28 protein-coding genes and 1 pseudogene are annotated in these 26,852 nt (G+C 72.5%); 10 read left to right on the top strand and 19 right to left on the bottom strand.

Annotated features, from left to right (window positions below):
* From ACTIDRAF_RS0202700 to ACTIDRAF_RS0202660, 9 genes are all read right to left on the bottom strand, one after another.
* Window positions 1-882: ATP-dependent DNA ligase (locus ACTIDRAF_RS0202700; protein ID WP_016697181.1), on the bottom strand; the 882-nt coding region annotated here is incomplete at its 3' end.
* A gap of 268 nt (window positions 883-1,150) precedes the next feature.
* A complete protein-coding gene (locus ACTIDRAF_RS0202695; protein WP_016697180.1) occupies window positions 1,151-1,744 on the bottom strand; it encodes an alkaline shock response membrane anchor protein AmaP in 594 nt (197 codons plus the stop codon).
* A 40-nt stretch (window positions 1,745-1,784) separates the two neighbouring features.
* Window positions 1,785-2,384: a DUF6286 domain-containing protein gene (locus ACTIDRAF_RS26915; RefSeq protein WP_016697179.1), complete on the bottom strand. Its 600-nt coding sequence runs from the start codon at window positions 2,382-2,384 to the stop codon at window positions 1,785-1,787.
* A gap of 2 nt (window positions 2,385-2,386) precedes the next feature.
* Complete coding sequence (locus ACTIDRAF_RS26910; protein WP_016697178.1) at window positions 2,387-2,830, bottom strand: Asp23/Gls24 family envelope stress response protein; 444 nt, start codon at window positions 2,828-2,830, stop codon at window positions 2,387-2,389.
* Window positions 2,827-3,012 (bottom strand): hypothetical protein, encoded by a 186-nt coding sequence (locus ACTIDRAF_RS0202680; RefSeq protein ID WP_016697177.1) that lies wholly within the window; start codon window positions 3,010-3,012, stop codon window positions 2,827-2,829. Before ACTIDRAF_RS0202680 ends, ACTIDRAF_RS26910 begins: the two co-directional genes overlap by 4 nt.
* Before the next feature lie 73 nt (window positions 3,013-3,085).
* Window positions 3,086-3,340 carry a hypothetical protein gene (locus ACTIDRAF_RS26905; RefSeq protein WP_083886068.1) on the bottom strand — a complete coding sequence of 85 codons (255 nt, stop codon included), beginning with the start codon at window positions 3,338-3,340 and terminating at the stop codon, window positions 3,086-3,088.
* A 2-nt stretch (window positions 3,341-3,342) separates the two neighbouring features.
* Window positions 3,343-3,693, bottom strand: a complete 351-nt coding sequence (locus ACTIDRAF_RS26900; protein ID WP_016697175.1) for a hypothetical protein — start codon at window positions 3,691-3,693, stop codon at window positions 3,343-3,345.
* A 140-nt stretch (window positions 3,694-3,833) separates the two neighbouring features.
* Window positions 3,834-4,319, bottom strand: coding sequence for an Asp23/Gls24 family envelope stress response protein (locus ACTIDRAF_RS0202665; RefSeq protein WP_016697174.1), 486 nt, complete (start codon window positions 4,317-4,319; stop codon window positions 3,834-3,836).
* Between the two features lie 490 nt (window positions 4,320-4,809).
* On the bottom strand, window positions 4,810-5,598 hold the full coding sequence (locus ACTIDRAF_RS0202660; RefSeq protein WP_157162802.1) for a pyrimidine reductase family protein: 789 nt from the start codon (window positions 5,596-5,598) through the stop codon (window positions 4,810-4,812).
* Here ACTIDRAF_RS0202660 and zapE point away from each other — a divergent pair.
* The gene (gene zapE, locus ACTIDRAF_RS26895; protein WP_039785468.1) at window positions 5,597-6,646 is read left to right on the top strand and encodes a cell division protein ZapE; all 1,050 of its coding nucleotides are present in this window, start codon (window positions 5,597-5,599) and stop codon (window positions 6,644-6,646) included. The two genes, ACTIDRAF_RS0202660 and zapE, sit on opposite strands and share 2 nt — an antisense overlap.
* 8 nt (window positions 6,647-6,654) lie before the next feature.
* Here zapE and rocD read toward each other — a convergent pair whose 3' ends face one another.
* The gene (rocD, locus tag ACTIDRAF_RS0202650; RefSeq protein ID WP_016697171.1) at window positions 6,655-7,893 is read right to left on the bottom strand and encodes an ornithine--oxo-acid transaminase; all 1,239 of its coding nucleotides are present in this window, start codon (window positions 7,891-7,893) and stop codon (window positions 6,655-6,657) included.
* A gap of 251 nt (window positions 7,894-8,144) precedes the next feature.
* Here rocD and ACTIDRAF_RS0202645 point away from each other — a divergent pair, with 251 nt between their 5' ends.
* On the top strand, window positions 8,145-8,945 hold the full coding sequence (locus tag ACTIDRAF_RS0202645) for an SGNH/GDSL hydrolase family protein (RefSeq protein WP_016697170.1): 801 nt from the start codon (window positions 8,145-8,147) through the stop codon (window positions 8,943-8,945).
* A 40-nt stretch (window positions 8,946-8,985) separates the two neighbouring features.
* On the opposite strand, the gene ACTIDRAF_RS0202640 is transcribed toward ACTIDRAF_RS0202645, so the two are convergent.
* The 4 genes from ACTIDRAF_RS0202640 to ACTIDRAF_RS0202625 form a co-directional block, all read right to left on the bottom strand.
* Window positions 8,986-9,774 carry a DUF427 domain-containing protein gene (locus ACTIDRAF_RS0202640; RefSeq protein WP_016697169.1) on the bottom strand — a complete coding sequence of 263 codons (789 nt, stop codon included), beginning with the start codon at window positions 9,772-9,774 and terminating at the stop codon, window positions 8,986-8,988.
* A 59-nt stretch (window positions 9,775-9,833) separates the two neighbouring features.
* Window positions 9,834-10,289 (bottom strand): peroxiredoxin, encoded by a 456-nt coding sequence (locus tag ACTIDRAF_RS0202635; protein ID WP_016697168.1) that lies wholly within the window; start codon window positions 10,287-10,289, stop codon window positions 9,834-9,836.
* A gap of 102 nt (window positions 10,290-10,391) precedes the next feature.
* Entirely contained in the window at window positions 10,392-11,246 is an 855-nt protein-coding gene (locus tag ACTIDRAF_RS0202630; RefSeq protein WP_016697167.1) for a sugar phosphate isomerase/epimerase family protein, read from the bottom strand.
* On the bottom strand, window positions 11,243-12,400 hold the full coding sequence (locus ACTIDRAF_RS0202625; RefSeq protein WP_026065707.1) for a dihydrodipicolinate synthase family protein: 1,158 nt from the start codon (window positions 12,398-12,400) through the stop codon (window positions 11,243-11,245). The genes ACTIDRAF_RS0202630 and ACTIDRAF_RS0202625 overlap by 4 nt, the downstream gene beginning before the upstream one ends.
* Window positions 12,401-12,639: 239 nt before the next feature.
* On the opposite strand from ACTIDRAF_RS0202625, the gene ACTIDRAF_RS0202620 reads away from it, so the two are divergent.
* Window positions 12,640-13,704, top strand: a complete 1,065-nt coding sequence (locus ACTIDRAF_RS0202620) for a LacI family DNA-binding transcriptional regulator (RefSeq protein WP_026065706.1) — start codon at window positions 12,640-12,642, stop codon at window positions 13,702-13,704.
* 623 nt (window positions 13,705-14,327) lie between these two features.
* Here ACTIDRAF_RS0202620 and ACTIDRAF_RS0202615 read toward each other — a convergent pair.
* Window positions 14,328-14,681: a histone-like nucleoid-structuring protein Lsr2 gene (locus ACTIDRAF_RS0202615; RefSeq protein WP_016697164.1), complete on the bottom strand. Its 354-nt coding sequence runs from the start codon at window positions 14,679-14,681 to the stop codon at window positions 14,328-14,330.
* Between the two features lie 281 nt (window positions 14,682-14,962).
* On the opposite strand from ACTIDRAF_RS0202615, the gene ACTIDRAF_RS0202610 reads away from it, so the two are divergent.
* Entirely contained in the window at window positions 14,963-15,436 is a 474-nt protein-coding gene (locus ACTIDRAF_RS0202610; protein WP_026065705.1) for a histone-like nucleoid-structuring protein Lsr2, read from the top strand.
* A 338-nt stretch (window positions 15,437-15,774) separates the two neighbouring features.
* Here ACTIDRAF_RS0202610 and ACTIDRAF_RS0202605 read toward each other — a convergent pair whose 3' ends face one another.
* Window positions 15,775-16,842: an AI-2E family transporter gene (locus ACTIDRAF_RS0202605; RefSeq protein ID WP_157162800.1), complete on the bottom strand. Its 1,068-nt coding sequence runs from the start codon at window positions 16,840-16,842 to the stop codon at window positions 15,775-15,777.
* 326 nt (window positions 16,843-17,168) lie between these two features.
* Between ACTIDRAF_RS0202605 and ACTIDRAF_RS0202600 the strand changes: the two genes are divergently transcribed.
* From ACTIDRAF_RS0202600 to ACTIDRAF_RS0202590, 3 genes are all read left to right on the top strand, one after another.
* Window positions 17,169-17,498, top strand: coding sequence for a WhiB family transcriptional regulator (locus ACTIDRAF_RS0202600; RefSeq protein WP_039785464.1), 330 nt, complete (start codon window positions 17,169-17,171; stop codon window positions 17,496-17,498).
* Window positions 17,499-17,500: 2 nt separating this feature from the next.
* Window positions 17,501-17,701 carry a hypothetical protein gene (locus ACTIDRAF_RS0202595; protein WP_016697160.1) on the top strand — a complete coding sequence of 67 codons (201 nt, stop codon included), beginning with the start codon at window positions 17,501-17,503 and terminating at the stop codon, window positions 17,699-17,701.
* 222 nt (window positions 17,702-17,923) lie between these two features.
* A complete protein-coding gene (locus ACTIDRAF_RS0202590; RefSeq protein WP_016697159.1) occupies window positions 17,924-18,205 on the top strand; it encodes a metal-sensitive transcriptional regulator in 282 nt (93 codons plus the stop codon).
* A gap of 34 nt (window positions 18,206-18,239) precedes the next feature.
* Here ACTIDRAF_RS0202590 and ACTIDRAF_RS0202585 read toward each other — a convergent pair whose 3' ends face one another.
* Together ACTIDRAF_RS0202585 and ACTIDRAF_RS26890 are read right to left on the bottom strand one after the other, a co-directional pair.
* Window positions 18,240-18,923 (bottom strand): potassium channel family protein, encoded by a 684-nt coding sequence (locus ACTIDRAF_RS0202585; protein ID WP_016697158.1) that lies wholly within the window; start codon window positions 18,921-18,923, stop codon window positions 18,240-18,242.
* Window positions 18,916-20,253 (bottom strand): annotated as a pseudogene (locus ACTIDRAF_RS26890) (TrkH family potassium uptake protein). The gene ACTIDRAF_RS0202585 and the pseudogene ACTIDRAF_RS26890 overlap by 8 nt, the downstream one beginning before the upstream one ends.
* A gap of 455 nt (window positions 20,254-20,708) precedes the next feature.
* Here ACTIDRAF_RS26890 and ku point away from each other — a divergent pair.
* The 3 genes from ku to ligD (ACTIDRAF_RS0202565) are packed head-to-tail and all read left to right on the top strand — an operon-like array spanning window position 20,709 to window position 23,966.
* The gene (ku, locus tag ACTIDRAF_RS26885; protein WP_039785461.1) at window positions 20,709-21,629 is read left to right on the top strand and encodes a non-homologous end joining protein Ku; all 921 of its coding nucleotides are present in this window, start codon (window positions 20,709-20,711) and stop codon (window positions 21,627-21,629) included.
* 2 nt (window positions 21,630-21,631) lie between these two features.
* Window positions 21,632-23,065: a non-homologous end-joining DNA ligase gene (ligD, locus tag ACTIDRAF_RS0202570; RefSeq protein WP_016697154.1), complete on the top strand. Its 1,434-nt coding sequence runs from the start codon at window positions 21,632-21,634 to the stop codon at window positions 23,063-23,065.
* A complete protein-coding gene (gene ligD / locus ACTIDRAF_RS0202565) occupies window positions 23,058-23,966 on the top strand; it encodes a non-homologous end-joining DNA ligase (RefSeq protein ID WP_016697153.1) in 909 nt (302 codons plus the stop codon). The genes ligD (ACTIDRAF_RS0202570) and ligD (ACTIDRAF_RS0202565) overlap by 8 nt, the downstream gene beginning before the upstream one ends.
* A gap of 335 nt (window positions 23,967-24,301) precedes the next feature.
* On the opposite strand, the gene ACTIDRAF_RS0202560 is transcribed toward ligD (ACTIDRAF_RS0202565), so the two are convergent.
* The gene (locus ACTIDRAF_RS0202560) at window positions 24,302-25,393 is read right to left on the bottom strand and encodes a LacI family DNA-binding transcriptional regulator (RefSeq protein ID WP_016697152.1); all 1,092 of its coding nucleotides are present in this window, start codon (window positions 25,391-25,393) and stop codon (window positions 24,302-24,304) included.
* Between the last annotated feature and the right edge of the window lie 1,459 nt (window positions 25,394-26,852).

Here is a 26,852-nt window from a genome sequence, read left to right as displayed (position 1 = left end):
CTGCCACGGTTGTTCGGTGGACCGCCAGCGGCTGATCTGGCCGGGCACGCGGCGGTCCTCGCCAGCACCCGACGACCAGGGGTGGTCGGCGGGGTCGGCGGCCAGGGGCATCAGCTCGGCCGCCAGCGCGCGTCGACGCGCGGCGGTGAACGTCGCGCACACGCCGACGTGGTGCAGCACCGCGTGCTCGTCGTACAGGCCGAGCAGCAGCGATCCCACCGCCGTCCCCGGTTCGGTGCCCTTGTGCCAGCGCAGCCCTCCCACCACGCAGTCGGCGGTGCGCTGGTGCTTGATCTTGAGCATGATGCGCTGGCCTGGCTGGTACCGGTCGGTGGTGGCCTTCGCGATCACCCCGTCCAGGCCGGCTCCCTCGAAGAGCTCGAACCACCGCCGCGCCGTCCCCCTGTCCCCGGTGAGCGGAGTGAGGCGCACCCCGCCGGTCGAGGTCGGCACGATCCGTTCCAACGCGGCCCGGCGGGTCTCGAACGCCTCCTCCACCAGGGGCTGGTTCGCCTCCGCGAGCAGGTCGAAGGCGACGAAGGTGGCGGGTGTGCGTTCGGCCAGGGTCCGCACCCGGGATTCGGCGGGGTGGATGCGTTCCGACATCGCGTCGAAGTCCAGCCGGTCGCCGACCGCGACCACGAGCTCCCCGTCGACGACGGCCCCGGCCGGGAGCCGGTCACGGGCCTCCCGCACCACCTCCGGGAAGTACCGGTTCAGCGGCTTGCCCGTGCGGGACTGGAGGACGACGTCGTCGCCGTCCCGGAACACCAGGCAGCGGAAGCCGTCCCACTTGGGCTCGAAGAGGTAGTCCCCGGCGGGTAGCTCGGCGACCGGCCTGGCGAGCATGGGAGCGACGGGGGGGACCAGCGGGAGCGCCATCTCCCCATCGTGGGACCAGCGTCGCCCTCCCGCACGTCGCACCGCTCCGGGGCGAACGCGGACGGCGGAGGCGAGCCCGGCCGCACGGGCAACCGCCGGAGGCGGGGTCGGCTCCTGGCTGGCTGGCCCTGGACGCGACCGGGCGGTGCGCGACGGCGGGCCGTGTGGCAGGCGGGCGGCGCGGGACGGTGCGGTCGGGTGCCGCGGTCCGGCCCTCGGGTGCGCCGGGTCCGCCGCTGGTGGCCCCGCCCGGGACGGTCCGGGCAGGTCAGCGGACCCGGTGGCCCTCCGCGGCGTCCAGCTCCAGGTGCACCGCCGCCGGTAGCCGTTCCAGCCCGAGCGCGTCGCGGGCTCGGCCCAGCACCCGGTGTTCCAACGCGCTCCACACCGCGCGGACGTCGGTGCCCCGGCGCAGGGCCAGCAGGAGCCGCAACGCCGGCCGCTGTTCCGTGCCCACGAGGGTCACCCGTGCCCTGGACACCCCGTCGATCCCCCGCGCGTCGTCCTGGACCGCCTCCGTCACCGCGCGCGCGGACACCCGCAGCTCACCGTCGGCGTCGTCGAACTCCACCTCCGGGTGGTGCTCCGGGCGCAACGCCCGCACCGCCCAGCGCACGCCGAGTGCCAGCAGGACGAGCCCGAGCAGGAGGGCGAGCAACCTGCCCAGGACGCCGGAGCCGCCGAGCCAGTCGACCGCGACCGGGTCGGCCACCGGCCGGGTGGCCCGGTCGGAGCCCAGCCAACCGGCCCCCACGACGAGCGCGAGGAGCCCGGCCAGGAGGGCGAGGGTGCCGACGACCGCCGTCGCGGTGCGTTCCGTGGTGGCCGACCGGGCGACGGCGGCGTGCGAACTTCTGCTCATGACCACTCCTCGCGGTGGGATGGGAGGGGGAGGTCCGCCGTCACGACCCGGGCCGCAGGCCGGGCGTCGCCGGGCGTGACCGCGACGGCTCGGGCTGGTGTTCCCGGCGTTCCCGGGAGGAGACGACGGTGACGGTGACGCGTGGCTTCTCCCGCAGGGGCAGGTCGTCCACCAGGTCCCGCACGACCGCCAGCAGCCGGGGCTGGAGCGTCTCGTCGCCGTCCACCGGCGCGGGCACGGCCCGGACCGTCACGTGCCCCCGGGTCGCGGTGACCGAGGCCGAGCGCACCCCGGTCTCGGCTCGGACGCGGTGGCCCACCACACGCGCCAGCGAGCGGGACGACGTCGTGACCGTGACGTCCGGGGCGGGATCGTGCAGCGCGAGGTGGTGCCGTCGGGCGGAGGCCGCCAACAGCACCAGGACCAGGCCCGCGAGGGCGACCAGTGCCGCGGTGACCCGTGTCCCGGTGTCCTGCCAGGTCGTGGTGGAGGCCTGGTCCAGCCACCCGGGCCAGGGGACCCACAGGGGCGCCGAGGCCGGCCGCCACCAGGCCCAGAGCACCTCGATGATGGTCAGGACGCCGGCGACCGCGACGGCCACCCCGATGAGCGTGGCGAGGATCCGGATCAGTGCGCGCATGTCTACTCCACCCGGGCCGGGGACACGCCCCGCAGGGCGACGATCCTGACGTCTACCGTTCGGGCCTCCCTGCCGGTGGCCCGCAGCAGCCCCGCGCGCACCCGTTCCCGGATCTCCGCCACCGCGGACCGCACCCGGCACGGGTAGCGGAGGGCGACGTCGAGCCGCAGGTGGAGGCCGTCGCCCGGGTCGCTGATCCGGACCTTGGCGCCGCCGGGACCGGACCCGCCCGAGGGGAGCACGTGGGGTGACTCCCCGGCTGCCTGGCGGGCGACCTTGCGGAGCACCTGGTCCCTGATGTCGAGCGTGCCGCGCTCCCCGGCGTCGTCGGGGGCGGCGCGGTCGACCTGGGAGGGACGGCCCTCCTCACCCCCGGTCCCGGCCTCCTCGGCCGCGGTGGGTCGTCGCGGCCGTGCCCGTTCGAGCCGGTGCGCGCCCGGCGTCACCGGTCCCGCCCCCGGCCGCGTTCGAACATGCCGCCGAGGTCGAGCTCGCCGTCGAGGACCCGGCCGATCACCAGGCCGATCAGCCCGACGACCAGGGCGGCCAGGAAGGCGGCGAAACCGCCGATGGCGCCGGCGGCGCCGAGGATGAGCCCGGCCAACAGGCCGGTCTGGGTCGCACTCATGCGGGTCTCCTTGCTGGTCGACTTCAGTGGGGTGGGCCGTCGCACTCCTGATGAGGCGATCGCCCGGTGAGGTTCACCGCACCCTCGGGTGGTGGCGCCGCCACCACCACCGGCGGAGCAGCCGCCCGAACTGGACCGGCAACGACCGGCGCCGGAACGCCGTGACCACCACCGCCTGGTGAGCAGGCGGGGTAGCGGCGTCGCCCCGGGGCGGGAGCCCGGCGGAGAAGACCGCCGGGTCACCACCCGCGTCGGGGTGGTGTGCCCGGATGAACGCCCGGCGCGCCGCCTTCCGGTCAGCGGACCGGGTCGTGGACGGGCCTGGCACGGTCACCGCCCCCCGGCGAGGCGCGGCGCGGGTGGTTCCGCCGAGACCACGACGTCGGCGACGGTGACGTCCACCGGCACCGCTCCCACCACGGCCCGCGCCCGGGAACGCAACTCCTGGACCACCTGCGGGATCGAGGCCCCGAACCGCAGGACCACGGCGACGGCCACCCGTTCTCCCGCCTCCCCCACGGCCACCCCACGTATCCGGGCGCCGGGGAGGAGGGTGTCGACGGTGGAGGTCGCGGTCTCGTCCAGGCGTTCCACGGCCGGGTGGGACAGCACCTCCTGGCGCAACCGCTCGGCGCGGCGACGCGTGTCGTCGGGTTCGTGCCTGGCTGGTGATGGCTGCATGGCTCACGCCCTCGGCTTGGTGTCCTGCGAGGCCACCGAGCTGGCCGGTGGCCGCTCCGGTGGCGGCCGGCACCGGCGCCACCGGTGCCGTTGGCGCCCTCCCGCGCTCGGAACCTCCGACCGGGACGGCGCGTGCCGGCTCACTCGACCCGCGGGGTGGAGGACTCCTGCTGGTCCTGTTCGGGGAGCTGGACGTCGTTGACCGCGATGTTGACCTCGATCACGTCCAGGCCGGTCATCCGCTCGACCGACGAGATCACGTTGCGGCGGACGGCGCGGGCCAGGTCCACGATCGAGACGCCGTACTCGACGATGAGGTCCAAGTCGATCGCGGCCTGCTTCTCCCCGACCTCCACCTGCACGCCCGTCGCCGCGGACGTGCCGCCGCCGGGGATCCGCTCCTTCAGCGCCCCGAACGCCCTCGACACCCCGCCGCCCATCGCGTAGACGCCGCCGATCTCCCTGGCCGCGACGCCCGCGACCTTCTGGACCACGGCACTCGAGATGGTCGTCTTGCCTTCGGTGGTCTCGTCGGCGGTGCGGACCGCCGTGGAGGAGGACCGAGGGCTGGGCGGCTGGCCGGTGTCGGCTCCGGTGGTCTCCTTGCTGGTCCTGCTCTGCGTCATGGGGACAACCTTCTTCCCTGTCAGGGGGGTACCACCGGCGCGAGCGGAAACGCTCCCGCGCCGTGCGATGGCGGTACCCACCCTGGTGCGGCAGCCGGCACGCATGCCGTCAAACCCCCCTATGGTGTGAGCCTCAGGGGTTCCAGGACGTCCGCGACCAGTACTCGGTCCGCTGGCGTGGCCGGTTCCGAAGCGCTCGTCGAGGCTGGCGACGAGGTGCCCGCACAGCGCGGCGCCAGCCAGGGGGACCGGGCCCCGCTACCGCCAGGTCGACGGTTCGGCATCCGCCCCGGTGAAGGGGGAGGCGCGCCAGGCCGGGATCCCCCGTCCGGCACGACGTCCTCGGCGTCCGCGCGGTCCCCGAGGATGCCAGGGCCAACAGCGGGAGCCGGGGGTGTGCCGGCCGGACCAGCTCGTCGAACGCGCCGTCCTCACCGCTGACCGCCGCCGGCGACCAGCTCGCGGTCCCCGCACCCGACCAGTCGGTCGACTACGGCCGCCTGCCGTACCGGAGGAAGAGCATGCCGTCCTCCTCCAACATCGACAGCAGCTCCATGTCCCGCCGGGCGGGCGGCCGCGACCCGAGCGCCGCCCGGCCCGTCGCGCCGCCGGCGAGAACCGGGGACACCGTCAGGCAGAACTCGTCCACCAGCTCGTCCTCGATGAGCGTCCCCAGGAGCTGGGGTCCGCCCTCGCAGCACACCCGGCGCAGGCCGCGGCGGTCCAGCTCCGCGACGAGGGCTCGCGGGTCCACGTGCGCGTCGCCGGCCAGGACCACCTCGGCTCCGTCGTCCTCGGCGCGGCGCCGCCGCTCCCGGGGAGCGGCAGCGCAGGTCACGACGATGGTCCTGGTCACCACGTCGGTGAGCAGCGGAGCGCCGGCGGGTATGTCGCAGGAGTTGGTCACCACGGCCAGCGGTGGGACACCGCCGAGCCCCCACCTGGCCCGCCGGGCGGTGCGCCTCCCGGTGGCGGTGATCCCCCGGTACCCCTCGGCCAGTGCCGTGCCCAACCCGACGAGCACGACGTCGGCGAGGTCGCGGAACAGGGAGAGCATCCGGCGGTCGGCGGCCCCGGACAGGCCGCCGGACGCCCCGTCCAGGGCGATCGCGCCGTCGAGACTGGCCACCATGTTCGTCCGGACCCACGGCCGTTCCAGGGCCTCCGGATACGCGTGTAGCCGTTCCACCTCGTCCTCGGCGAGCTCGGGGAGGACGTCGGCGGGCGGCGGGAAGAGCCTGCGCACCGGCTCATCCCACCACGTTAGGCTGGTGCTCATGCCCGGCACCTGCCTGACCGATCGGACACCGCAGGTCGGCGCGGACGAGTTGATCGCTGCGATGAGCCCGCCCCCGCAGTTCGACTCGGTGCGGTACGACACCTACCTGCCCAACCCCGACGAACCGAGCCAGGCCGAGGCGCTGCGGCGGTGCCGTGACTTCGCCGCGCGGGTCGCCGGGGGCCGGCGCCGGTCCCGGTGGTCGTTGTTCGGGACCAAGCGCGCCGACGAGGGGCCGAGGGGCATCTACCTCGACGGTGGGTTCGGGGTCGGCAAGACGCACCTGCTGGCCGCGACCTGGCACGAGGTTCCGGCGCCCCGGGTCTTCGGAACCTTCGTCGAGCTCACCCACCTGGTGGGCGCGTTGGGCTTCGCCGAGACGGTGCGGCGGCTCTCGGAGCACCGCCTGCTGGCCATCGACGAGTTCGAGCTGGACGATCCGGGCGACACCATGCTGGTGACCAGGCTGCTCTCCGAGCTGATGGCGGCCGGCGTCTTCGTCGCGGCCACGTCCAACACCCTGCCCGACCGCCTGGGCGAGGGCCGGTTCGCGGCGGACGACTTCCTCCGCGAGATCCACGCGATGGCCCGGCGGTTCGAGGTGGTGCGGGTCGACGGACCCGACTACCGGCACCGGGGCCTGCCGGAGGCCCCCGAGCCGGTGGACGACGGCGAACTCCTCCGCCGCGCCGAGGCCGACCCGAACGCCTCCCTCGACGGTTTCGAGGAGTTGTGCGCCCACCTGGCCCGACTGCACCCCTCCCGGTACGGACGGCTGGTGGACGGCGTCAGTGCCGTCCACCTGCGCGGTGTCCGCCCGTTGCCCGACCAGGACGTCGCGTTGCGCTTCGTGGCGTTCGCCGACCGCCTCTACGACCGTGACATCCCCGTGGTGGTGTCGGGGGCCCCCGTCTCGGACCTCTTCGGGCCCGACATGCTGCGCGGCGGGTACCGCAAGAAGTACCTGCGGGCGATCAGCCGGTTGACCGCGTTGGCGAGGCAGGGTGCCTCCCACCAGGCGGAGAGCGGGCAGGGCGCGGCCGGCTGACCGCACGCTCACCGCCTCCCGAGCACCTCCGCGATGGCCTCGACGCCCCTGTCCAGCTCCGCCTCGGTGATCACCAGCGGGGGTGCGACGCGCAGCGTCGTCGACTGGGTCTCCTTGCACAGCACACCGCGGCGGGCCAGCTCCTCGGACACCTGACGTCCCGTCGGTCCCCCCGGGGCGATCTCCACGCCGGCCCACAGGCCGCGGCCCCGCACCTCGGTGACCCCGTGACCGACCAGTTCTCCGAGGCGGGAGTGCAGCCGGCCGCCCAACTCGACGGCTCGGCGCTGGAACTCGCCGGTGGACAACAGGCGGACCACCGCCCTGCCGACGGCGCAGGCCAAGGGGTTCCCGCCGAAGGTCGAGCCGTGCTCACCGGGCCGGAGCACGCCGAGGACGTCCCGGCGCCCCACCACGGCGGACAGCGGCAGCAGCCCGCCGCCCAGCGCCTTCCCCAACGTGTACAGGTCGGCTCGGACGCCGTCGTGCGCGGACGCGAGCAACTCGCCCGTCCTGGCCAGGCCGGACTGGATCTCGTCGATCACCAGCAGCACCCCGTGCTCGTCGCACACCCGCCGCAGGGTCCGCAGGTAGTCGGGGGGCGGAACCACCACCCCCGACTCCCCCTGGACGGGTTCCACCAGGACGGCGGCCGTCCGGGGGGTGATCGCACGCTCCACCGCCGCCGCGTCGCCATAGGGTGTGATGACGAAACCGGGGGTGAACGGTCCGAAGTCCGCCCGTGCGACCTCGTCGGTCGAGAAGGAGACGATGGTCGTCGTCCTGCCGTGGAAGTTCGAACCGGCGACCACGATCTCCGCCGTGTCCGCCGGCACTCCCTTGACCTGGTACGCCCACTTGCGGGCGACCTTGATCGCCGACTCGACCGCCTCCGCCCCCGAGTTCATCGGCAACACCAGTTCGGTGCCGGTGAGCTCGGCGAGCTCGGCGCAGAAGGGACCGAGCTGGTCGTGGTGGAACGCCCTGCTGGTCAGGGTGACCCGTCCGAGCTGGTCGACCGCGGCGGCCACCAGGTCCGGGTGGCGGTGGCCGAAGTTCAGCGCGGAGTAACCGGCGAGGAAGTCCAGGTAACGCCGTCCCTCCACGTCGGTGACCCATGCGCCCTCCCCGTGCGCGATGACCACCGGGAGCGGGTGGTAGTTGTGCGTGCTCCAACGCTCGTCGAGCGCGATCGCCTCGGAGGTGCTCCGCGCCGGTGCGTGAGCGTGGTCGGTCGTGACAGCCATACCCCAAGGCTAGGGGGCGGTACCCGCTCACATCATGTGGCAAACCATGCTCATCATGGCGATTCGTTGCGAATTCGACCAGGAATACGGAGAAACGTTGCTGCCGGGTGAGTGGGAGTGCGAGCGGATCGAGCGTGATCACGGGCCGTCACGTGTGATCGTCCGAACGGATGGTTGAGGTGGCGAAAAGTTTCACCTTGAGAACGACCGTGTTAAGGATGAGCCACGCTACCCATGATCGGGAGGTATCCGTGCGTGCTCGTCTCCTGACCACCCTGGCCGGCGCGGCGCTCGCCGTCGCCACCGCCGTCTCCGTCGCCCCCGCCGCCACCGCCCAACAGGACCTCGCCTACGTCGCGCTGGGCGATTCCTACGCCTCCGGTACCGGAATCGGCCAGTACGACCCCGAGAGCGGGAACTGCCAGCGGTCGCCGCTGGCCTACCCGGAGCTCTGGGCGAGCGAGAACGCCGCCAGCCTCACCTTCGCCGCGTGCTCCGGAGCCACCACGGACGACCTGCTCGCCAACCAGATCGGCGCGCTCGACCCCTCGACCGATCTCGTCAGCGTCTCCATCGGCGGCAACGACGCCGGGTTCGCCAGTGTCATCACGACCTGCACGGTCGGCACCTCCCAGGCCTGCCGGGACGCCGTCGGCGGCGCTCAGGCCTTCATCGCCGACGAACTCCCCGCCCGCCTCGACACCACCTACGCCGCGATCAACTCGGCGGCTCCGAACGCCGAGGTCGTCGTGATCGGCTACCCGCACCTGTTCTCGGCGGGCATCTGCCTGGTGTCCAACGAACGTCGCACGCTGTTGAACGAGACCGCTGACCTGCTGGCCGACGTCACCAGCGCGCACGCCGGGGCGGCTGGCTTCACCTTCGCCGACGCGCGGCCCGCCTTCCAGGGCCGTGGCTACTGCGCGTCCGGGGCGTGGATCAACGGACCGATGCTCCCGCTGACCGAGTCCTACCACCCCAACGCCAACGGCCACGCGAACGGCTACCTGCCGGTGCTCAGCGGCGCGGTGTCCTCGGTCTCCGCCTCCTGAGTGGAGCGTCCGCCGGGAACCCGGTTCCCGGCGGACGGCCTCACTCCACCTCGACGCGCACGTGGGGCCCAGCGAAGCACAGGTAGCCGGCGACCGTGGCCGCCTCGGCCAGCGGCAGGGGGTAGGTCCAGGCCACCTCGGCCGCCCGGGCCTCGGGTGCCTCCAGGTCGAAGTACCCCGCACGTCCCTTGTAGGGGCACATCGTCACCCGCTCGGCGGGCACCAGGTACTCGCTCGCCACGTCCTCCCGAGGGATGTACCAGCGTGTGGGCAATCCCGTCTCGAACAGGGCGACCGGCCTCCGGGTCTCGGCGACCAGCACGGACCCCGCCCACACCCGCACCAGTCGGCTCGAGCGACGGGTGTCGACGCGGTGGAAGGGATCCCTCGGATGCGCGAACACCCGCTCGTCCTCCTCGAACCAGGCGTCGAGCCGGTCGAAGTAGAAGGCGCCGAGCCCGGACAGGTCCGGGGAGCCGCGCACCGGATCGGGGTAGGACCAGACGACGTTCTCCAACACCCGGTCACCCACCCGGAGGTGCCAGTACCGGGCGTCGCCCTTGAACGGGCAGTGCGTCCGGTGGTCGCTGTCCAGGAGCTCTCCCCTGACGTCGGACAGCGGGAGGTACCACTGGGGGAGCAGCCCCGTCTCGTGCAGCATCCGCGCCCCCACGGTGTCCACCACCGTCTCGCCCGCCACCTCGGCGCGGACGCGGCGTTCGACCTCGTGCAGGTACAGGACGTGCGCCGGCGCCGCGGCCTCCAGGTCGAAGTTCAGCTGCCCGGCCAGCGGTCGCGCGAAGGGACCCGATCCCAGGGTGAGTGACATGGCACCGACTGTAGGGGCTGGCGGCGACCGCGGCCGGTCCTGGCGGGAGCCGGGCCCGATCAGGACAGCGCGCGCAGCGCGGCGAGCGCCTCGTCGGCGTGGATCTCCATGCGGAACTCGCTGCGCGTGACGTGCACGAGGCGGCGGTCGGTCCCGATGACGAAGGTGTGCCGCTTCATCGGCAGCGGACCGATCCGCCGGACCCCGAACCGGGCGGCGACGGTGCCCGAGGGGTCGGAGAGCAGCGGGAAACCCAGGGAGTGCGCCTCGTCGAACTCCCGCTGCCGCTCGACCTTGTCACCGCTGACCCCCACCGGCCGCGCCCCCACCTCGGCGAACTCCTCGGCGAGGTCGCGGAAGTGGCAGCTCTCCGCGGTGCAGCCGGTGGTGAAGGCAGCGGGGTAGAAGAACAGCACGACGGGGCCCTCGCTGAGCAGGTCAGCCAGGGCCAGTGTCTCGCCGTGCTGGTCGGTCAACTCGAAGTCGGGGACGAGGTCCCCCGCCCGAAGTGCCATCACGTTCCTCGGCAATCCCAGTCCGGTCGCGCCCTCACGGCCGACTCGTTGCCACGGTACTACCGATCTTTCCGGTGAAGGTCACGGACGGGGTTCGGTTGGTCACCAGACGTGGCGCAGGTAGCGCTCCACGGTCAGATCCACCACCTGGCGGGGAGCGGTGTCCCAGAGCTCCTGGTTGAAGATCTCGACCTCGATGGGGCCGTCGTACCCGGCGCGCTCCACGGCCTCCCGCAGCCGCGCGAGCTCCACGCAGCCGTCGCCCATCATGCCCCTGCCCAGCAGGACGTCGGCGGGGAGCGGCGTGACCCAGTCGCAGACCTGGTAGGAGGCGATCCGCTCGCCCGCCCGTTCGATGGCCCGGTAGACGTTGGGGTCCCACCACACGTGGTAGGCGTCGACCACCACCCCGACCTGGTCGGCGGGGAAGCGGTTCGCCAGGTCGACGGCCTGGTCGAGGGTGGAGATCACGCACCGGTCGGAGCAGAACATGGGGTGCAGCGGTTCCACCGCGAGCCGCACGCCGCGTTCCCTGGCGTAGGGGCCGAGTTCCCCGAGGGCGTCGGCCACCCGCTCGCGGGCACCGTCCACGTCGGTGCTCCCGGCGGGCAGACCGCCGGACACCAGGACGAGCACCGAGGTCCCCAGCTCGGCGCACTCGTCGACCGCGCGGCGGTTCTCCTCCAGCGCGGCGGCCCGCTCCCCGGGGTCCGAGGCCGTGAAGAAGCCACCCCGGCAGAGCGAGGTGACCTGAAGGCCGGCCTTCCTGACCAGGGCCGCCGACCTGGCCAGCCCGTACTCGGCGACCGGTTCGCGCCACAGGCCCACGCCGGGGATCCCGGCGCGCACGCATTCGGCGACCACGGTCTCGAGGTCCGCGTACTTGGTCGTCGCCTGGTTGAGGCTCAACCGGGACAGGTCGGCTCCCGCCCGGGGGACGGCGTTGGTGCTGGTCACTGGGCCACTCCGGACAGTTCGAGGAACAGGCGCATGCGGCGCTCGGCGAGGTCGGGGTCGGGGAGGAGACCGGCTTCGTCGGCGAGGACGAACAGCTGGGCCAGGTGCGGGACGGACCGGGCGCTCTCCAGGCCGCCCACCATCCGGAAGTGGTCCTGGTGGCCGGAGAGCCACGCCAGGAAGACGATGCCCGTCTTGTAGTAGTACGTGGGGGTCCGGAAGATGTGCCGGGACAGTGGGACCGTGGGCTCCAGGATCCGGTCGAAGGTCGCCTGGTCCCCGGAGTCCAGGGCGCGGACCGCCGCGACCGCCGCCGGCGCGATGGCGTCGAAGATGCCGAGCAGGGCGTGGCTGTAGCCCTGGTCGTCACCCTTGATCAGCTCGGGGTAGTGGAAGTCGTCGCCGGTGTAGCAGCGCACGCCCTCCGGGAGCCGCCGTCGCAGCGCCACCTCCCGGTCCGCGTCCAGCAGGGACACCTTGATGCCGTCGACCTTGGCACGGTTGGCCTCGATGATGGAGGTGAAGGTGTCGGTGGCGGTGTCGAGGTCCTGGGAACCCCAGTAGCCCAGCAGTTGGGGGTCGAACATCGGTCCGAGCCAGTGCAGGATCGCCGGTTCGGGCAGCTGCCCCAACAGGTGGTCGTACACCCGCTGGTAGTCCTCGGGGCCGGTGGCCGCACTGGCCAGGGCGCGGCTCGCCATCAGGATGACCGTGGCGCCGGCAGCCACCGCCACCTCGGCCTGCTCCTCGTACGCGGCGATGATCTCGGGGATGCCGTGCTCACCGGGACCGAGCTGGTCGGTGCCCACGCCCACACCGAGCGCCCCGCCCACCGACCGGGCTTCCGCGCCACTGCGCCGGATGAGTTCGGCCGCCGTCGGCCAGTCCAGGCCCATCCCCCGCTGCGCGGTGTCCATCGCGTCGGCGACCCCGACGCCGTGTTCCCACAGGTGGTGGCGGAACGCCATCGTGGCGCCCCAGTCGGGGCGGGCGGGCACACCCGGGGTGTTGTCCGCGAGCGGGTCCGCCACGACGTGCGCCGCCGCGTAGAGCACACGGCTGCTCGGGGGAGCCCCCTTTGCCGAACGGGGCGCGGTGGGTCGAGGCGTGTACTGGACGAGATCGCCGGCGTCTGTCGGCAGCGTGAGTGCCACGGGGTCAGCTCCGGTTCGTAGAAAGCGCTTACTGAGCCTCGAAAGCTAGGTGGCGCCCCCCGAGGGGTCAAGGAGGTGCCCGTGGTCCTGGCCGAGATCGGCCGAGGCGCAGCCGCGCGGGGCGCCGGCGGCGGACAGTACGGCGTGCGGGAGACCGTGCCGCCCCGCCTGGCGGCCCCCGCGTGCTATGCAGAACCTGGTCCCGGGGGAACGGGCAGGACCGATCGGAGGCTTCCAGGGTGGCGGCAACGTTGGCCGATGTCGCGGCCAGGGCGGGTGTGTCCAGTGCGACGGTGTCCCGGGTGCTCAACGGGAACTACCCCGTCGCCGAGGCGACCCGGCGGCGGGTGACCGAGGCGCTGCGGGAGCTGAACTACGTGGTGAACGGGCCGGCCAGGGCCCTCGCCGCAGCTACCTCCGAGGTGCTCGGCGTCCTCGTCAACGACGTCTCCGACCCCTTCTTCGGGGTGCTGGCCAGCGGCATCCAACGGGAGGCGGCCGAGGCGGACCTGCTGACGATGATCTGCCACACCGCGGGCTCCGCCGACGACGAACTCCGGTACATGGAGCTGCTGCTCCGGCAACGGGCCAGGGCGATCGTCGTCACCGGAGGCGGACCGGAGGACGGCGGGCACCGCCGGCGGACCGCCGACCTGGTGCGGCAGAGCGTCGCCCGAGGAACCCGCGTCGTCTTCTGCGGACGTGAGGCCCCGCCCGACAGCGAGGCGGCCAGCGTGGTGTTCGACAACCACGGTGGTGCCGCCGCCCTTACCCGGCTGCTGCTCGCCGCCGGGCACCGCCGGATCGCCTACCTCACCGGCCCGCCCCACCACACCACGAGCAGCGCGCGGGTGGCCGGCGCCCGGCAGGCGTTGACCGAGGCAGGGATCGACCCCGACAGCTGTCTGTGGATCAGGAGCGGGTTCTCCCGGGCGGCGGGTCTGGAGGCGGGGCGCGAGTTGGTCCGGGCGGCCGTGGACTGCACGGCGGTGGTGGCCGGGAACGACCTCACCGCCTCGGGGGTCATCGCCTCCCTCCGCGCGTGCGGGGTCCGGGTGCCCGAGGACGTCTCGGTGGCCGGGTTCGACGACCTTCCCGTCGCCGTGGACGTCGTTCCCGAGCTCACCACCGTGCGACTTCCGCTGCGCAGCGGTGCCGTCACGGCCGGACGGATCGCGACCGGGACCGAGCGGACGGCTCCCGGGGTGGTCGTGCGCATGCCCGCCGAACTCAGGAGCAGGGAATCGGTGGCGGCACCCGGCGGCGGGTTGTCCGGGGCGGTCGGACTGCCCCGCGAGCGCTGACGACCGGTCGGGAGGAAAGGAGGTCCGACCGAGCAGAGCACGTCCTCGGTCGTTCCGCTCGTCGTCGGCGGCGCCTACGAGCGGGAGGACATCATCCCTCCCGCCGGCAACCAAACGTGTTTCGCCGAATGCGGAGCGTCCGGGAATGGCGAGGAAGGGCCGCTACCCGTGATCGGGTGACCGGCGGTGACGCAATGTCGTGCCTGCGATTGGAGGATCAGCCGGCGCGGGCGGTGTCGTCCACGAAACATCGTCACGGGTCCGCCGGCAGTAGCGGGCAGTAGTCAGGATCATCGATCCGGTATCAGCGGCAAGTCGGTCGGGTGGTCCGGTGCGCCCTTAAGCGGGGAGCCACGTCACGTCCCGGTGGCTCGTTTGCCGGGACCGGGGTCGGAGCGGTGTCGATTTTCCGTTCTCCTCGGTGAGCGCGAGATTACTCCCGCGACAACGCGGGAACGAACGTGAACCCCCTGGGCCGGGTCCCCGGGCCGCTCCCCGGGGACCCCAGGTTAACCACGCTGTGATGTTCGCCCCATATACGCGTATCCCGGCACATTCGCGCTGACGCGTCGATCGTGCCGGGACTGCTCGTTCCGCGCTGGGCCTACCACGGCCAGCGCGGATCAGCCGCGCTTGTCGTACGCCTCGATGACCTCGGCGGGGATGCGGCCGCGGTCGGACACCTTCAGGCCCTGTTCCCGAGCCCACTCCCGGATGGCCTGGTTGCGCTCCCGGTCCGAGGCCTGGCTCGGCGCCGGCTGCGAGCCGGTCGCCCTGGCGGCCCGGCTGCCGCGCTTGCGGCCCCCGGTGCGGCGAGCGTTGTCCACAAAGGGCGTCAGCGTTTCCCGCAGTTTGTCCGCGTTCCCATTGGACAGGTCGATCTCGAACTCCACCCCGTCCAGTCCGAACTTAACGGTCTGCTCGGCCACTGAGCCGTCGATGTCATCGAGCAGTTGGACCGTGACCTTCTGGGCCATGTTGCACTCCCTAATTCCGCTGTTTCCCGATGCCCGCGGTTGGCATACGGTATCCCACTGCGGCAATCATAAACATGATGCTGATGGCGTGTCTCTTCGCCGTTGCGGGGGAAGTGCATTGCGAGTCCCCCCGGATGGCCCCTTGGTAAGGGGGCCGTGCATCTTGCCGCAAGGCTTGTCGGCCGGGGAGGGGTTTCGGCTTCCGGTGACGATTCCGTTAGAATCGAGGTGCCGCCGCGGCTCTGCGGTGCCCGAGTTGTACACGGAAAGACTAGGTGATCATGGCCGAGCGTGTCTGCGTCGAACTGGTTGATGACCTCGACGGAGCGCCTGCGCAGTCCACCGTGCAGTTCGCCTTGGACGGGGTCAACTACGAAATCGACCTCTCGGAGCGCAACGCGAGCCACTTGCGGGAAGTCTTCCGGCCGTACGTGGAGCGCGCCAGGACGGTCACCCAGCGCAACGACCGCGCGGTCAGGAAGGACCGGGTGGCGCGCAACAAGCGTCGGGCTGACCAGCGCGAGGCGACCCAACGCATCCGTGAGGTCGCCGAGCGGAGCCGGGCCCACCAGCGCGCCGTGCGGGAGGCCGAGGAGGAAGCCAGGCGCGCCGAGCTGGCCGCGGCGGCGGAAGCCTCCGCTCAGGAACTCGCCCTGAGCCAGCAGCCCCCCGCGCAGGAGGCCCCCGCCCAGCCCGCCGTCGACCCGGCGCGGCCCACCGTCGCGCTTCCGCAGTTCAGCTCCGCCACCGGCTGAGGGGGCGTCCCCAGCGGTCGGCGACACCTGCGCCGCGCCGCGCGCGCATCCGCCCACCAGTCGGGCGCGCGGGGGAGACCGACGACACGACGACGACACGACCGGCGCCGGCAGAGCCCGTCGCGCGCCGCGTCCCGATCGTCGCGCGCAACCGACGGGGGGCGCCCCGCGTCACGGTTCCCAGGCCACCGGTTCGGGCGGTGGCCGGACCGGGCGTTCCTCCGAGCCCGCACGGGAGGGCCGCCCGCGCGTGAGGTCCGGGACACCCCCGCCCCCTCCCGGCGCGTCGGCTTCGCCTCGCGGATCGGGCGCTCTCCGGCCCGGAGCCTGCCGCGCCGTCACCGGGCGTCCTCCTCGGCGCCCCCCGTTCCCGACGACCCGCGCCCCCGGCGGTCCTCCGGTTGCCGCGCGAGCACGACCACCAGCGTTCGCAGCGTCGTCAGCAGGGGGACCGCGAGCAACGCGCCGATCACCCCGGCCTGGATCACGCCGACGGCGATGGCCAGCGCCACCGCGAGCGGGTGCAACCGGACCATCCGGCCCATCAGCAGGGGTTGGAGGACGTTGCCCTCCAGCTGCTGGACGGCCACCACCACGCCCAGCACCAGTACCGCGGTCAGCAACCCCTTGGAGGCCAGGGCCACCAGCACGGCGACCGCTCCGGACAGGAAAGCACCGATCAGCGGAACGAACCCGCCGACGAACACCAGCATCGACAGGGGCAGCGCCAGGGGCACGCCCAGGACCAGCAGACCGAGGCCGATCCCGACTGCGTCGATCAGGGAGACGACGGCGGTGGCGCGGATGTAGCGGCCGAGCTGGCTGAACGCCTGCCGACCGGCATCGTCGGTCCTCGACCGGTACCGGGCGGGAACGGCCAACAGGACGAAACGCCAGATGCGGTCACCGTCGCGGAGGAAGAAGACCAGGACGAACAGGGTGAGGACCGCACCGGTCAGCACCGCGCCGACACTGCCCGCGACCGTTACCGCCCAGGAGGCCAACCGCTCCTGGTGTTCGGAGAACCAACCGCTCAACCGGCCGGACAGATCGCTGACCACGTCGTCACCCAGGGGCAGCGGGCCGTCGACCAGCCAGGACTCCACCGAGCCCACCGCGTCGGCCAACTTGCCGGCGAGTTCGCCGGCGCCGTCGACGAGCGCCCCGATCACGAAGGTCAGCAGGAGCGCGAGGACGGCGAGACCGCCCAGGACCGCGATCGCCGTGGCCAGACCCCGCGCGACCTGGTGGCGGGCCAACCAGCCCACCACCGGAGCCAACAGCGCGGACAGCAGCACGGCCAGCGCGGTCGGGACCACCACCATGGCGAGGACGGCGACCAGGTGGAGGACGAGGTACCCGGCCGCCCCGATGACGAGGAGGCGCCAGCTGAGGGCGGCGGTCACGACGAGGCCCCTCGGAAGCGACCCGCCCACGGTGTCCACCCGCCGACCGGGGGAACGCGGGTGGCGCCATCGGCCTCCGCCGCCCCCCGAGGTGGTCACGGCCGCGTCGTGGTCGGCATGCTCGCGGTCACGGCCAGCCGAACCGGGCGCGCCCGGCAGGCGCGGTCCCGACCGGCGGCGGCCCCGGCCCCTCGGACCGAACCCGAAAAGCTCTCGTAGATCACATGCATGTTTTCGCCTCGGATGGGTAAGGACCAGGTAGCGCGGGTCGGCACGGGCCGCCGAACAGCGAACTACGGACCTGGGACTACTGCGGGGAGCTGAGCATGACGAGCACCAAGCGCCTACCACAGCCTGTGGCGGAACTCTGGGACTGGCAACTCGAGGCGGCCTGCCGGGAGATCGACCCTTCCGTCTTCTTCTTCTCCGAAGGGGAGCGGGGAGCGGCCCGGACGATCCGCGAGGAGCGTGCCAAGCGCATCTGCGAGACCTGCCCGGTGATGCTCCGCTGCCGCGCGCACGCGTTGGCGAGTGGCGAGCGGTACGGGGTCTGGGGCGGACTGGCCGAGGGCGAGCGCCGCGAGCTGTTGAACCGGCTCCGCGACGAGACCCGGACCAGCGAAGGTGCCCTGGAACCGCAGTCGACGGGAGGCTGAGCATGTCCAGTCGTGACGGGGACCAGGCCGTCCCGCAACCGGACGTCGTGGAACAGGAGCGGGCCGCGACCCCGGACGAGGAGGAGACGAGCGGGGAGGTGGAGTACATCGCCGACCGCTCGGAACAGGCGAACCCCGCGGACGTCGCCGAACAGTTGCGGGCCGAGCCCCTGGACGAGGACTACCGGCCCCCGGACGGCTGAGCGCCGCCGCGCGGGCGGGCGACTACCCGCGCACCGCGTCGCGCCACCGAGTCGGGAGGCCGCGCCGACACCTCCCGGCCAGGGCGAGGGCAGACCCGCACCCGCGCGGCGAGAAGGGCGGGCAGCGGCCGATCGCGTCAGCCACCGTTCGATCGAACGCTCCGGAACGCTACCCGGTGGGGGTACCGTCGTCGGGAGGGAACGACGACGCGAGGAGCCCCGATGCACGGTTACACGCCGGACAAGGACAGTTACCTCAAGCGGCTGCGCCGCGTCGAGGGCCAGGTGCGCGGGCTCTCCCGGATGATCGAGAACGACAGCTACTGCATCGACGTCCTCACGCAGATCGCCGCCGCCACGAAGGCGCTCCAGGCGGTCTCCCTCGGCCTGCTCGACGACCACCTCCGGCACTGCGTCAGCGAGGCGCTCACCGAGGGCGGCGAGGTCGCCGACGAGAAGGTGCGCGAGGCCAGCGAGGCCATCGCCCGGCTCGTGCGGTCCTGAACGAACAGGGGGAGCACAGCCGGGCGCCTCCCCGTCAGACCAGTTCCGAGAACCTCTCCACGTCGTTGGTCCGCCCCGCCACGATCAACACGTCGTCGCGCCTGATCACGGTGTCCGCCGTGGCGTAGGTGAAGTCGGCCCCCTCCCGTTTGATGGACACCACGGTGATCCCGTACTTCGCCCGGAGCCTCGACTCGCCCAGTGGCAGGTCGGCGGCCTCAGCCGGCGCGACGGTCTTCGCCAACGCGAAGCCGTCCTCGAACTCGATGAAGTCCAGCATCCGGCCCGTCACGAGGTGCGCGACCCGTTCGCCCATGTCGTGTTCGGGCAGGACGACGTGGTGGGCGCCGATCTGCTCGAGGATGCGGCCGTGCTGGCGGTTGATCGCCTTGGCCCAGATGTTGGGCACACCCAGATCCACCAGCAGCGAGGTGGTGAGGATGCTCGCCTCCAGATCGGTGCCGATGCCCACCACGGCTCGGCGGTGCTCCTGGGCTCCCACCTGGCGGAGGGTCTCGATGTCGGTCGAGTCGACGATCATGGTGTGCGTCAGCTGTTGGCGGAGGTCCTGGACCACCCGGGGATCGGTGTCCAGACCCAGCACGTCCCAACCACGTTTGACCAGTTCGAGCGCCAGCGAGCCCCCGAACCGGCCCAGGCCGATGACCAGGACGCGGTGTCCGGCGAGGGTCCTCCTGCGATTGCGTTTCCTAGCCAATGATCGGTCGCTCCTCCGGGAGTTCGTACCGCCTGGTCTTCTCACGAAGGGCCAAGGCGGCGGCAAGGGTGATGGGTCCGAGTCGTCCCGCGAACATGAGCAGCACCAGCAGCGCCTGACCGGCCGGCGGCAGGTCACCGGTGATGCCGGTGGAGAGGCCGACCACGCCGAACGCCGAGGTCGCCTCGAACAGCGCCTTCTCCATGGGGAAATCAGTGATCAGGAGCAGGTAGATGGTGGAGAGGATGACGACGGCGACCCCGATCAGCGCGACGGTGAGGGCCTGCCGCTGGACCTCGACGGGCACCCGGCGGCCCGCCACGTGGGTGCTGGGGTGGCCCCGCAGCTCGGCCAGCAGGACGAAGAACAGGACGGCGAAGGTCGTCACCTTGATGCCCCCCGCCGTACCCGCGCTGCCACCGCCGATGAACATCAACGCCGCCGTGCCCAACAGGGTCGCGGGCTCCATCTCCCCGACGTCGACGGTGTTGAACCCAGCGCTCCTCGGCATCATCCCGTGGAAGAAGCCGTTCATCAGCTTCTCGGGGACACCCATCGGACCGAGGGTGGCGGGGTTCGACCACTCGAACGCCGTCACCGCGACCATGCCCAGAACGGCCAGCGCCCCGGTGGCGGCCAGCGTCACCTTCACGTGCAGCGACCAGCGTCGCGGAGTGCGCATCCGGCGCCACAACTCGAGGAGCACGGGGAAACCCAGGCCACCCGCGATCGCCGCCAGCACCACGGGCAGCACGATCCACGGATCTCCCGAAAAGCCCTCCAGGCTGTCGCCGAACAGGGCGAACCCGGCGTTGTTGAACGCCGCCACCGCATGGAACAGCCCCAGCCGCAACGCCTGGGGTCAGGACTCGTCGTACCCCAGGTAGAAGCGGGCTACCAGGATGACGGCGGTCACGGCCTCGAACACCAGACTCGTGCGGATGACGCCACTGACGAGCGCGCGGACGTCTCCCAGGTTCAGGGTTCCGGTCTCCGCCTGCGTGGAGAGCTGCATCCGGAGGCCGAGCCGGCGCGACACGACCAGGGCGAGCACGGAGGCCAGGGTCATGATCCCGAGCCCGCCCAGCTGAACGAGCCCGATGAGCACCACCTCGCCGAAGGTGGACCAGTAGGTCGGGGTGTCCACGACGATCAGCCCGGTGACGCAGACCGCGGACATGGAGGTGAACAGCGCGGTGAGCAGCGGAGCCGCGCCCGGCCCCTCCACCGAGACCGGCAGCGCGAGCAACGCCGTGCCGAACAGCGCGGCCGAGGCGAAGACGAGGACCAACAGCCGGGCGGGGTGCTGCCACCACTTCGTCGTCGCCATCGAGCGACCTCGCGGGCGGCTGCGCGGGCGGAGCTCGCCGTCGAACAGGCTCACAGCCCTCAGTCCACCGGGTAGGTGGTGAGGTCGTGGTCATACGACGCGACAGCGTTCTCCCGCTCGCCGACCGTCACCGACCCGCGCCGCGGCCTCCCGGTGGCGCGATGGACCGTGGACGTGGGAACCGGGGATTCTCGGACCCGACACCTGTACACGAAGCAGGGAATATACACCCGTTGGGCGCACCGCACCGGGTTGCCGCCACATCGCCGAGACCTGCTCTGATCAGCATGTTTCCGGTCAGCCTTCCCGGCAGCGGGGGCAGGGGGCGGTGACCGGGGAGCCTGGGGAGGGGCGGTGCGCGGACGAGCTGGTCCGGGCCGTTGGCCTCCGGTGGAGCCCCCCGATGTGGGTGACCTCGGGTGGTTGGGGGCCGCACCCTCGGGTAGGCAGACCCCATGAGGTCGCTGTGGCGTGGAGCCGTGTCCTTCGGGCTGGTGACGGTCGCCGTCCGGCTGTACCGGGCGACCGAGGAACACGACTTCCGGTTCCACCAGGTGCACCGGGAGGACGGCGGACGGATCCGGTACCAACGGGTGTGCTCGGTCTGCGGCAAACAGGTCGGCAACGAGGACATCGCGAAGGGGTACGAGTTCGAGGACGGCCGGATGGTGATGCTCGGCCCCGAGGACTTCGAGTCGCTGCCGATCAAGACCGAGCACGCCATCGAGGTCCTCGAGTTCGTCCCCGCCGCCGAGGTCGACCCGATCTTCTTCCAGAAGAGCTACTACCTCGAACCGGACAAGGCAGCCGTCCGGCCGTACGTGCTGCTGCGCCGTGCCCTGGAGGAGGCGGACCTGCTCGCCGTGGTCAAGATCACCCTCCGGCAGCGGGAGACCCTGGCGATGCTGCGGGCCAGGAACGACGTCCTCGTGCTGCACACCATGCTCTGGCCGGACGAGGTGCGGAAACCCGAGTTCTCCTTCCTGTCCCAGGACGTGGAGATCCGGCCCCAGGAACTCCAGATGGCCTCCTCCCTGGTGCAGAGCATGGCCGGGGACTTCGAACCAGACGAGTTCTCCGACGACTACCGCGAGGCGCTCGGGGAACTGATCAGCGCCAAGGCCGAGGGCGCCGAGATACCCGAACGGCCGGAACCCGAACGGGAGGGCGAGGTCATCGACCTCATGACCGCGCTGGAACGCAGCGTCGAACAGGCGAGGACCGCCCGGGAGGGCGCCGGGGGGTCCGACCGGCCGGCCTCCCGGCGACGGGGTGGCGGGGGCGGGAAGAAGAAGGCGGAGGAGGAGCAGGGCGAGAAGACCAGCCGGTCCGGCTCCCCGCGCCGCCGCACCGGCGGTAGGAAGAGCAGCGCCTGAGCATGGCCGACCTGGACGAGTACCGGCGGCGGCGGGACCCGCGGCGGACCCCCGAGCCCGTCCCCGACCACGGCCCCCTCCCGCACGGCGCGGACGACGTGTTCGTCGTGCAGGAGCACCACGCCCGACGCCTCCACTGGGACGTCCGGCTCGAACGGAACGGGGTGCTCGTCTCCTGGGCCGTCCCCAAGGGGTTGCCCGCCGAACCCGGCACCGTCCGACTCGCCGTGCACACCGAGGACCACCCGCTGGACTACGCGGACTTCGAGGGCCGCATCCCGAAGGGGGAGTACGGGGCCGGTGAGGTGCTGATCTGGGACCGGGGCATCTACGAGACCCGGAAGTGGACCGACCACGAAGTCGACGTGGTGCTGCACGGCAACCGGGTGATCGGCCGCTACGTCTTCTTCGGTCGGGGCGGGGACTGGATGGTGCGGCGGAGCGACCCGCCCCAGGACCCCGACCGGGTTCCGGTACCCGAGGACGTCACGCCGATGCTGGCCACCCCCGGCACCCTGCCCAACACCGACGAGGACGACCAGTGGTGCTACGAGTTCAAGTGGGACGGCGCCCGGGCCCTCGCCGAGGTCGAGGGCGGACGGCTGCGGTTGCGCAACCGCCGAGGCGAGGACGTCACCGCCACCTACCCCGAACTGAGGGGGCTCGGTGAGCAGCTCGGCTCCACCCAGGCCCTGCTCGATGGTGAGATCGTCGTGCTCGACCAGGGACGCCCGAACTTCGCGCTGCTCCAACGCCGGCTCCACGTCACCGGCCAGGCCAGGACCAGGCGCCTCGCCGAGGAACACCCCGCCACCCTCCTCGTCTTCGACCTCCTCCACCTGGACGGCCGGAACCTCCTCGACCTGCCCTACGCGCGGCGGCGGGAACTGCTCGACGAGCTCGCTCCGCGCGGCCCGCACTGGCAGACGCCTCCGTCCTTCTCCGGAGGGGGAGCGGCCGTCCTCCAGGTGAGCAGGGAGCGGGGCTTCGAGGGGATCGTGGCCAAGCACCGCGACTCCCCGTACCGTCCAGGGCGGCGCTCACCGGCCTGGACCAAGATCAAGGACGTCCGCACCCAGGAGGTCGTGGTGGGCGGCTGGCGGCCCGGGGAGGGCCGGCGGAGCGGGGTGCTGGGCTCGCTGCTGCTCGGGATCCCCGGCCCGGACGGGCTCCGCTTCGTCGGGTCCGTCGGCAGCGGCTTCTCCGAAGCCGAACTGCGGCGGCTCACCGGCACGCTGCGCGAGCTGGCCCGGCCGAACTCCCCCTTCGCCGGGCCGGTCCCGACCCAGCGGGCGCGGTCCGCCCACTGGGTGGAACCCCGCCTGGTCGGCGAGGTGCTGTTCCAGGAGTGGACGCGGGACGGCCGGCTGCGGGCCCCGCGCTGGCGGGGCCTCCGCGACGACAAACGCCCCGAGGAGGTGACCGAGGGTGCCTGAGGACCAGGTCAGCGTCGTCGTCGGCGACCGCCGGCTCCGCCTGACGAACCTCGGCAAGGTCCTCTACCCCGAGCCGGGGGTGAGCAAACGCGACGTCATCGACTACTACGCCCGCGTCGCACCCGTTCTGCTCGGCCACCTCCGGGGACGGCCGGTGACCCTGCGCCGCTACCCGGACGGAGTCGACGGCCAGTCGTTCTTCGAGAAGAACGCCTCCCGGTCAGCCCCGGAGTGGGTGCCCACGGTCGAGATCCCCACTCCCGGCAGCAGCAGGGGAGCCGAGACCACGCAGTTCGTCCTGGTCGACGAGGTACCAACCCTGGTGTGGCTCGCCAACCTGGCCGCCCTCGAACTGCACGTCCCCCAGTGGCGGGTCACCGCCGGCGGTGGACGGGACCTCCCCGACCTGCTCGTCTTCGACCTGGACCCCGGCCCGCCCGCGACGATCGTCGAGTGCTGCCGGGTGGCCGAACTCCTCCGCGCCGAACTGGAGGCCGACGGGCTCACCGCCAGGCCCAAGACCAGCGGGTCGAAGGGGCTCCAGCTCTACGTGCCGGTCACCGTGGCCGAGGTGGAGCGGACCTCCCGGTACGCCAGGGAACTCGCCGAGCGGTTGGCCCGGCGCCACCCGGAGGCCGTCGTGTCGACGATGACCAAGGCCCGCCGCGTCGGTCGGGTGCTCATCGACTGGAGCCAGAACAACCCGGCCAAGACGACGGTGGCGCCCTACTCGCTCCGGGCCAGGGAACAGGCCACCGTCTCCACCCCGGTCACCTGGGACGAGGTCGAGACCTGCACCGGGCCGGAGGACCTGGTCTTCACGCACGACATGATCCCGGACCGTCTCGACCAGTACGGGGACCTCTTCGAGGAGCTGCGCGGCGAGCACCCCCGGTTGTAGGGACCCCGCCTTCCGGATGCCGAACGAGCCACCAGGACGAGGCGCGACGACACCGGGACTGGACGTGCCCGCCGGCACCCCGGCTGGCGCCAGGACCGATGCCCGCCCGCTCCACGGCAGTAGGGCGACACCCGCCCGCGCCACCTCGAGCCGACCGCCGCGCGGCGGTGGGTCCCGCGACATGAGGGGGAGGCTCGCCCCTCCACCCCGGGCGGAGGCGTGCCCAGGCGAGCGGGCCCGGCCCGGGGCACCGTGGGACACGGCCCGTCGAGGGAACGGCGGTGGGCGGGCCGGCCCCGGCGCGAACGCCTCGCCGCCGGGCCGTGTCCCCGCCGTCACCCCACCGGCGTCTCCTCCCGGACGAGCGGCCGAACCGAGTCACGGACGACGATGTGCGTACCGAGCACCACGCCCGGGCCGGGCGTCACCGTGGTCTCCCGAGGGCGGCGCAGGGCCATCCGCACGGCGGTGCGTCCCAGCTCCTCGTGCGGCACGTGCACCGTCGTCAGGTCGATGTCGGCCGAGGGCGGAAGGTCGTCGAAGCCCACCAGGGAGACGTCCTCGGGGACGCGGAGCTCGTGCGCGCGCAACGCCTGGCGCGCGCCCGCCGCGATCAGGTCGTTCCCGGCGAAGACGGCGGTGAAGTCGCGCGGCCCGGCGGCGAGCCGCTCCCGGATCATGCGGTAGCCCTCGTCCCGCTCCATTCGGCCCTCGACCTCCAGCCCGGGGTCGTGGGGCACGCGGTGGTCGGCCAGGGCCGCCCGGTAGCCGGCGATCCGGCTCTCCGGGGTGGTGTAGCTGTCGCGGCGGCCGAGGAACAGGATCCGCCGGTGGCCCAGCGACAGCAGATGGCTGGTGATGGCGTAGGCGCCGCCGGTGTTGTCGTACTCGACGACGAGAGCGGGGACGTCGGGACCCAACGCGGGCCGGCCGCACAACACCAGCTGCGAGCCCGCCGCCGCCAGGGCGCGGGCGTAGTTCGCCATGCGCTCGCGGTAGGCGTCGTCGGCGACCACGTTCCCGACCAGGATCACGCACTCGGCGTGCTCCTCGCGCATCACCTGGACCGTGGCCAGCTCGCGTTCGGGGTCGCCACCGGTGGTGCCGACGATGCACAGCTTGCCCTCGATCGCCGCCTGTGCCTGGACCCCCTGCGCCACGTGCGCGTAGTGCGGGGAGATCACGGAGTTGACGATTATCGCGACGCTGCGGCTGCGGGCGCCGGCGAGTCCCCGTGCGTTCGCGTTGGCCACGTAGTCCAGTTCGCGCACGGCGCGGAGCACCTTGCCCCGGGTCGCGGCGGCTCCCGGGTACGTTCCGGAGAGGATGCGGGACACGGTGGCGACGGACACCCCGGCGCGGGCGGCCACATCCCGGATCGTCGTCGGCCGCCGTCCCCCGCTGTCGGACGCCGCGCGCCGGCCCATCCGTACCTCCTGGTCACGCTGAAACCGCTGGTAAAACGATTACACGCGATGGTTCCGGCCGGGTGCCCTGGTGTCAAATCTCCGCCACGCTCACGGGCACCTCGGAGGGAGATCCCGCGCCACCCTCCCAGGGAACCCGCGCGGACACCCCCTGGACGCCGGTGGGACCCTTCCTTGACGGCACCGGCGCCGCCGGCTCCTACCGGTGATGTAACCGTATACATGAGCTGGTCCGCTACCGGGTAACGGCGCGGCGGGGTGACGGACGCGACGGCCGCCCGGCCCCCCGGGACCGCCGGGACCGCCGGACGGCGCGCACTGCGGCGGAACACCTCCGCCCCGCCGTGACCTCGTTCCCCGGTGGCCCCGCCGCGGCGCCCGTGGTGCTTCCCGGGCCGCCGGCGACCGGGAGGGTGTGCTCCGCCAGCACGTCCGCTCCCTGGCCGCCGGAGGTCCGTCCGGCGGCGGCGGTGCCGTTCACGACGTGCGTCCGGTGCGGGGCGTGCGGGGCGACCGAGCACCGCCGGGGGTGAGCCCGGCCGTGGCCCCCTCGCCCCGGGCTGACCGTGCGCCGAGACGGACCGCACGCCTCCCCGACCGGCGGTCGCCGTCCGACCACTGCCGGGAGAACGAGGGGCACCGCCTGGCACGAGCTCGCCGGAGCACCGACGCGCGTCGGCCTGGTCGGGACGCCGCGCCCTCCACCCGCGAAGGGAGCCGAACACGGCGTCCGGCGGCCAACGACGAGGACGTCAGCGGCGCCGCGAACCGGTGCGCCGTCGTCTCCGCCACTGGCCGTGCGAGCCCTGGGCACCGCGACGAGGTCCGGGCGCCAAGCCCATGGGAGGGCTGCGGAGGGCGGTGGATGAGGGATCCGGCTCACGGGGAGTGATGGCGGGCACGAGCCTGGTCTGATGTGACCACGGGGCACCTGGAGAAACGACCGTGGCCCTACCCGGTCATCTCGGGTAGGGCCACGGTGTTGGGTGGGCGATACTGGGATCGAACCAGTGACCTCTTCGGTGTGAACGCGGTGATCATGCGCGCTCTTGGTGTTCGGTAGTGCTCTGCGCTGCACTGGTAGTGCTGGCTCGTGCTGGCTCGTGATGCCGGGTGGTGGGCGGTCTGCTGACTGCCTGCTGACTCGCATGGCCGGCGCTTCCCGGTGCCGGCTCGTATCGGCGATGTCCCTTGGTGGCCATGCCGTGCGGCCGGTGAGCCGAGTCGCGGTACGCAACCATGAGGGCTGGTTCCCCTTCCCGTCGACCTGGCTTCAGCCCGATCGCATGTGTCAAGGGGGCCGGGCCCGGGGGCGGAGGGATGCGCTGGGACTGCCCCCTTGACGCGTGCGATAGCCCTTGGGAGGTCGATGGGAAGGGGAACGCCCTACCACGCTGGGTCCGGACGGTGGGCAGCCCTCCTTCCCGGAGACCTGCCGGGGGTCCGGGGGCGGCGAGCG

The organism is Actinoalloteichus spitiensis RMV-1378 (assembly GCF_000239155.1).
Classification (GTDB): Bacteria; Actinomycetota; Actinomycetes; order Mycobacteriales; family Pseudonocardiaceae; genus Actinoalloteichus_B; species Actinoalloteichus_B spitiensis.
This window is presented reverse-complemented; position numbering and strand designations above follow the sequence as displayed.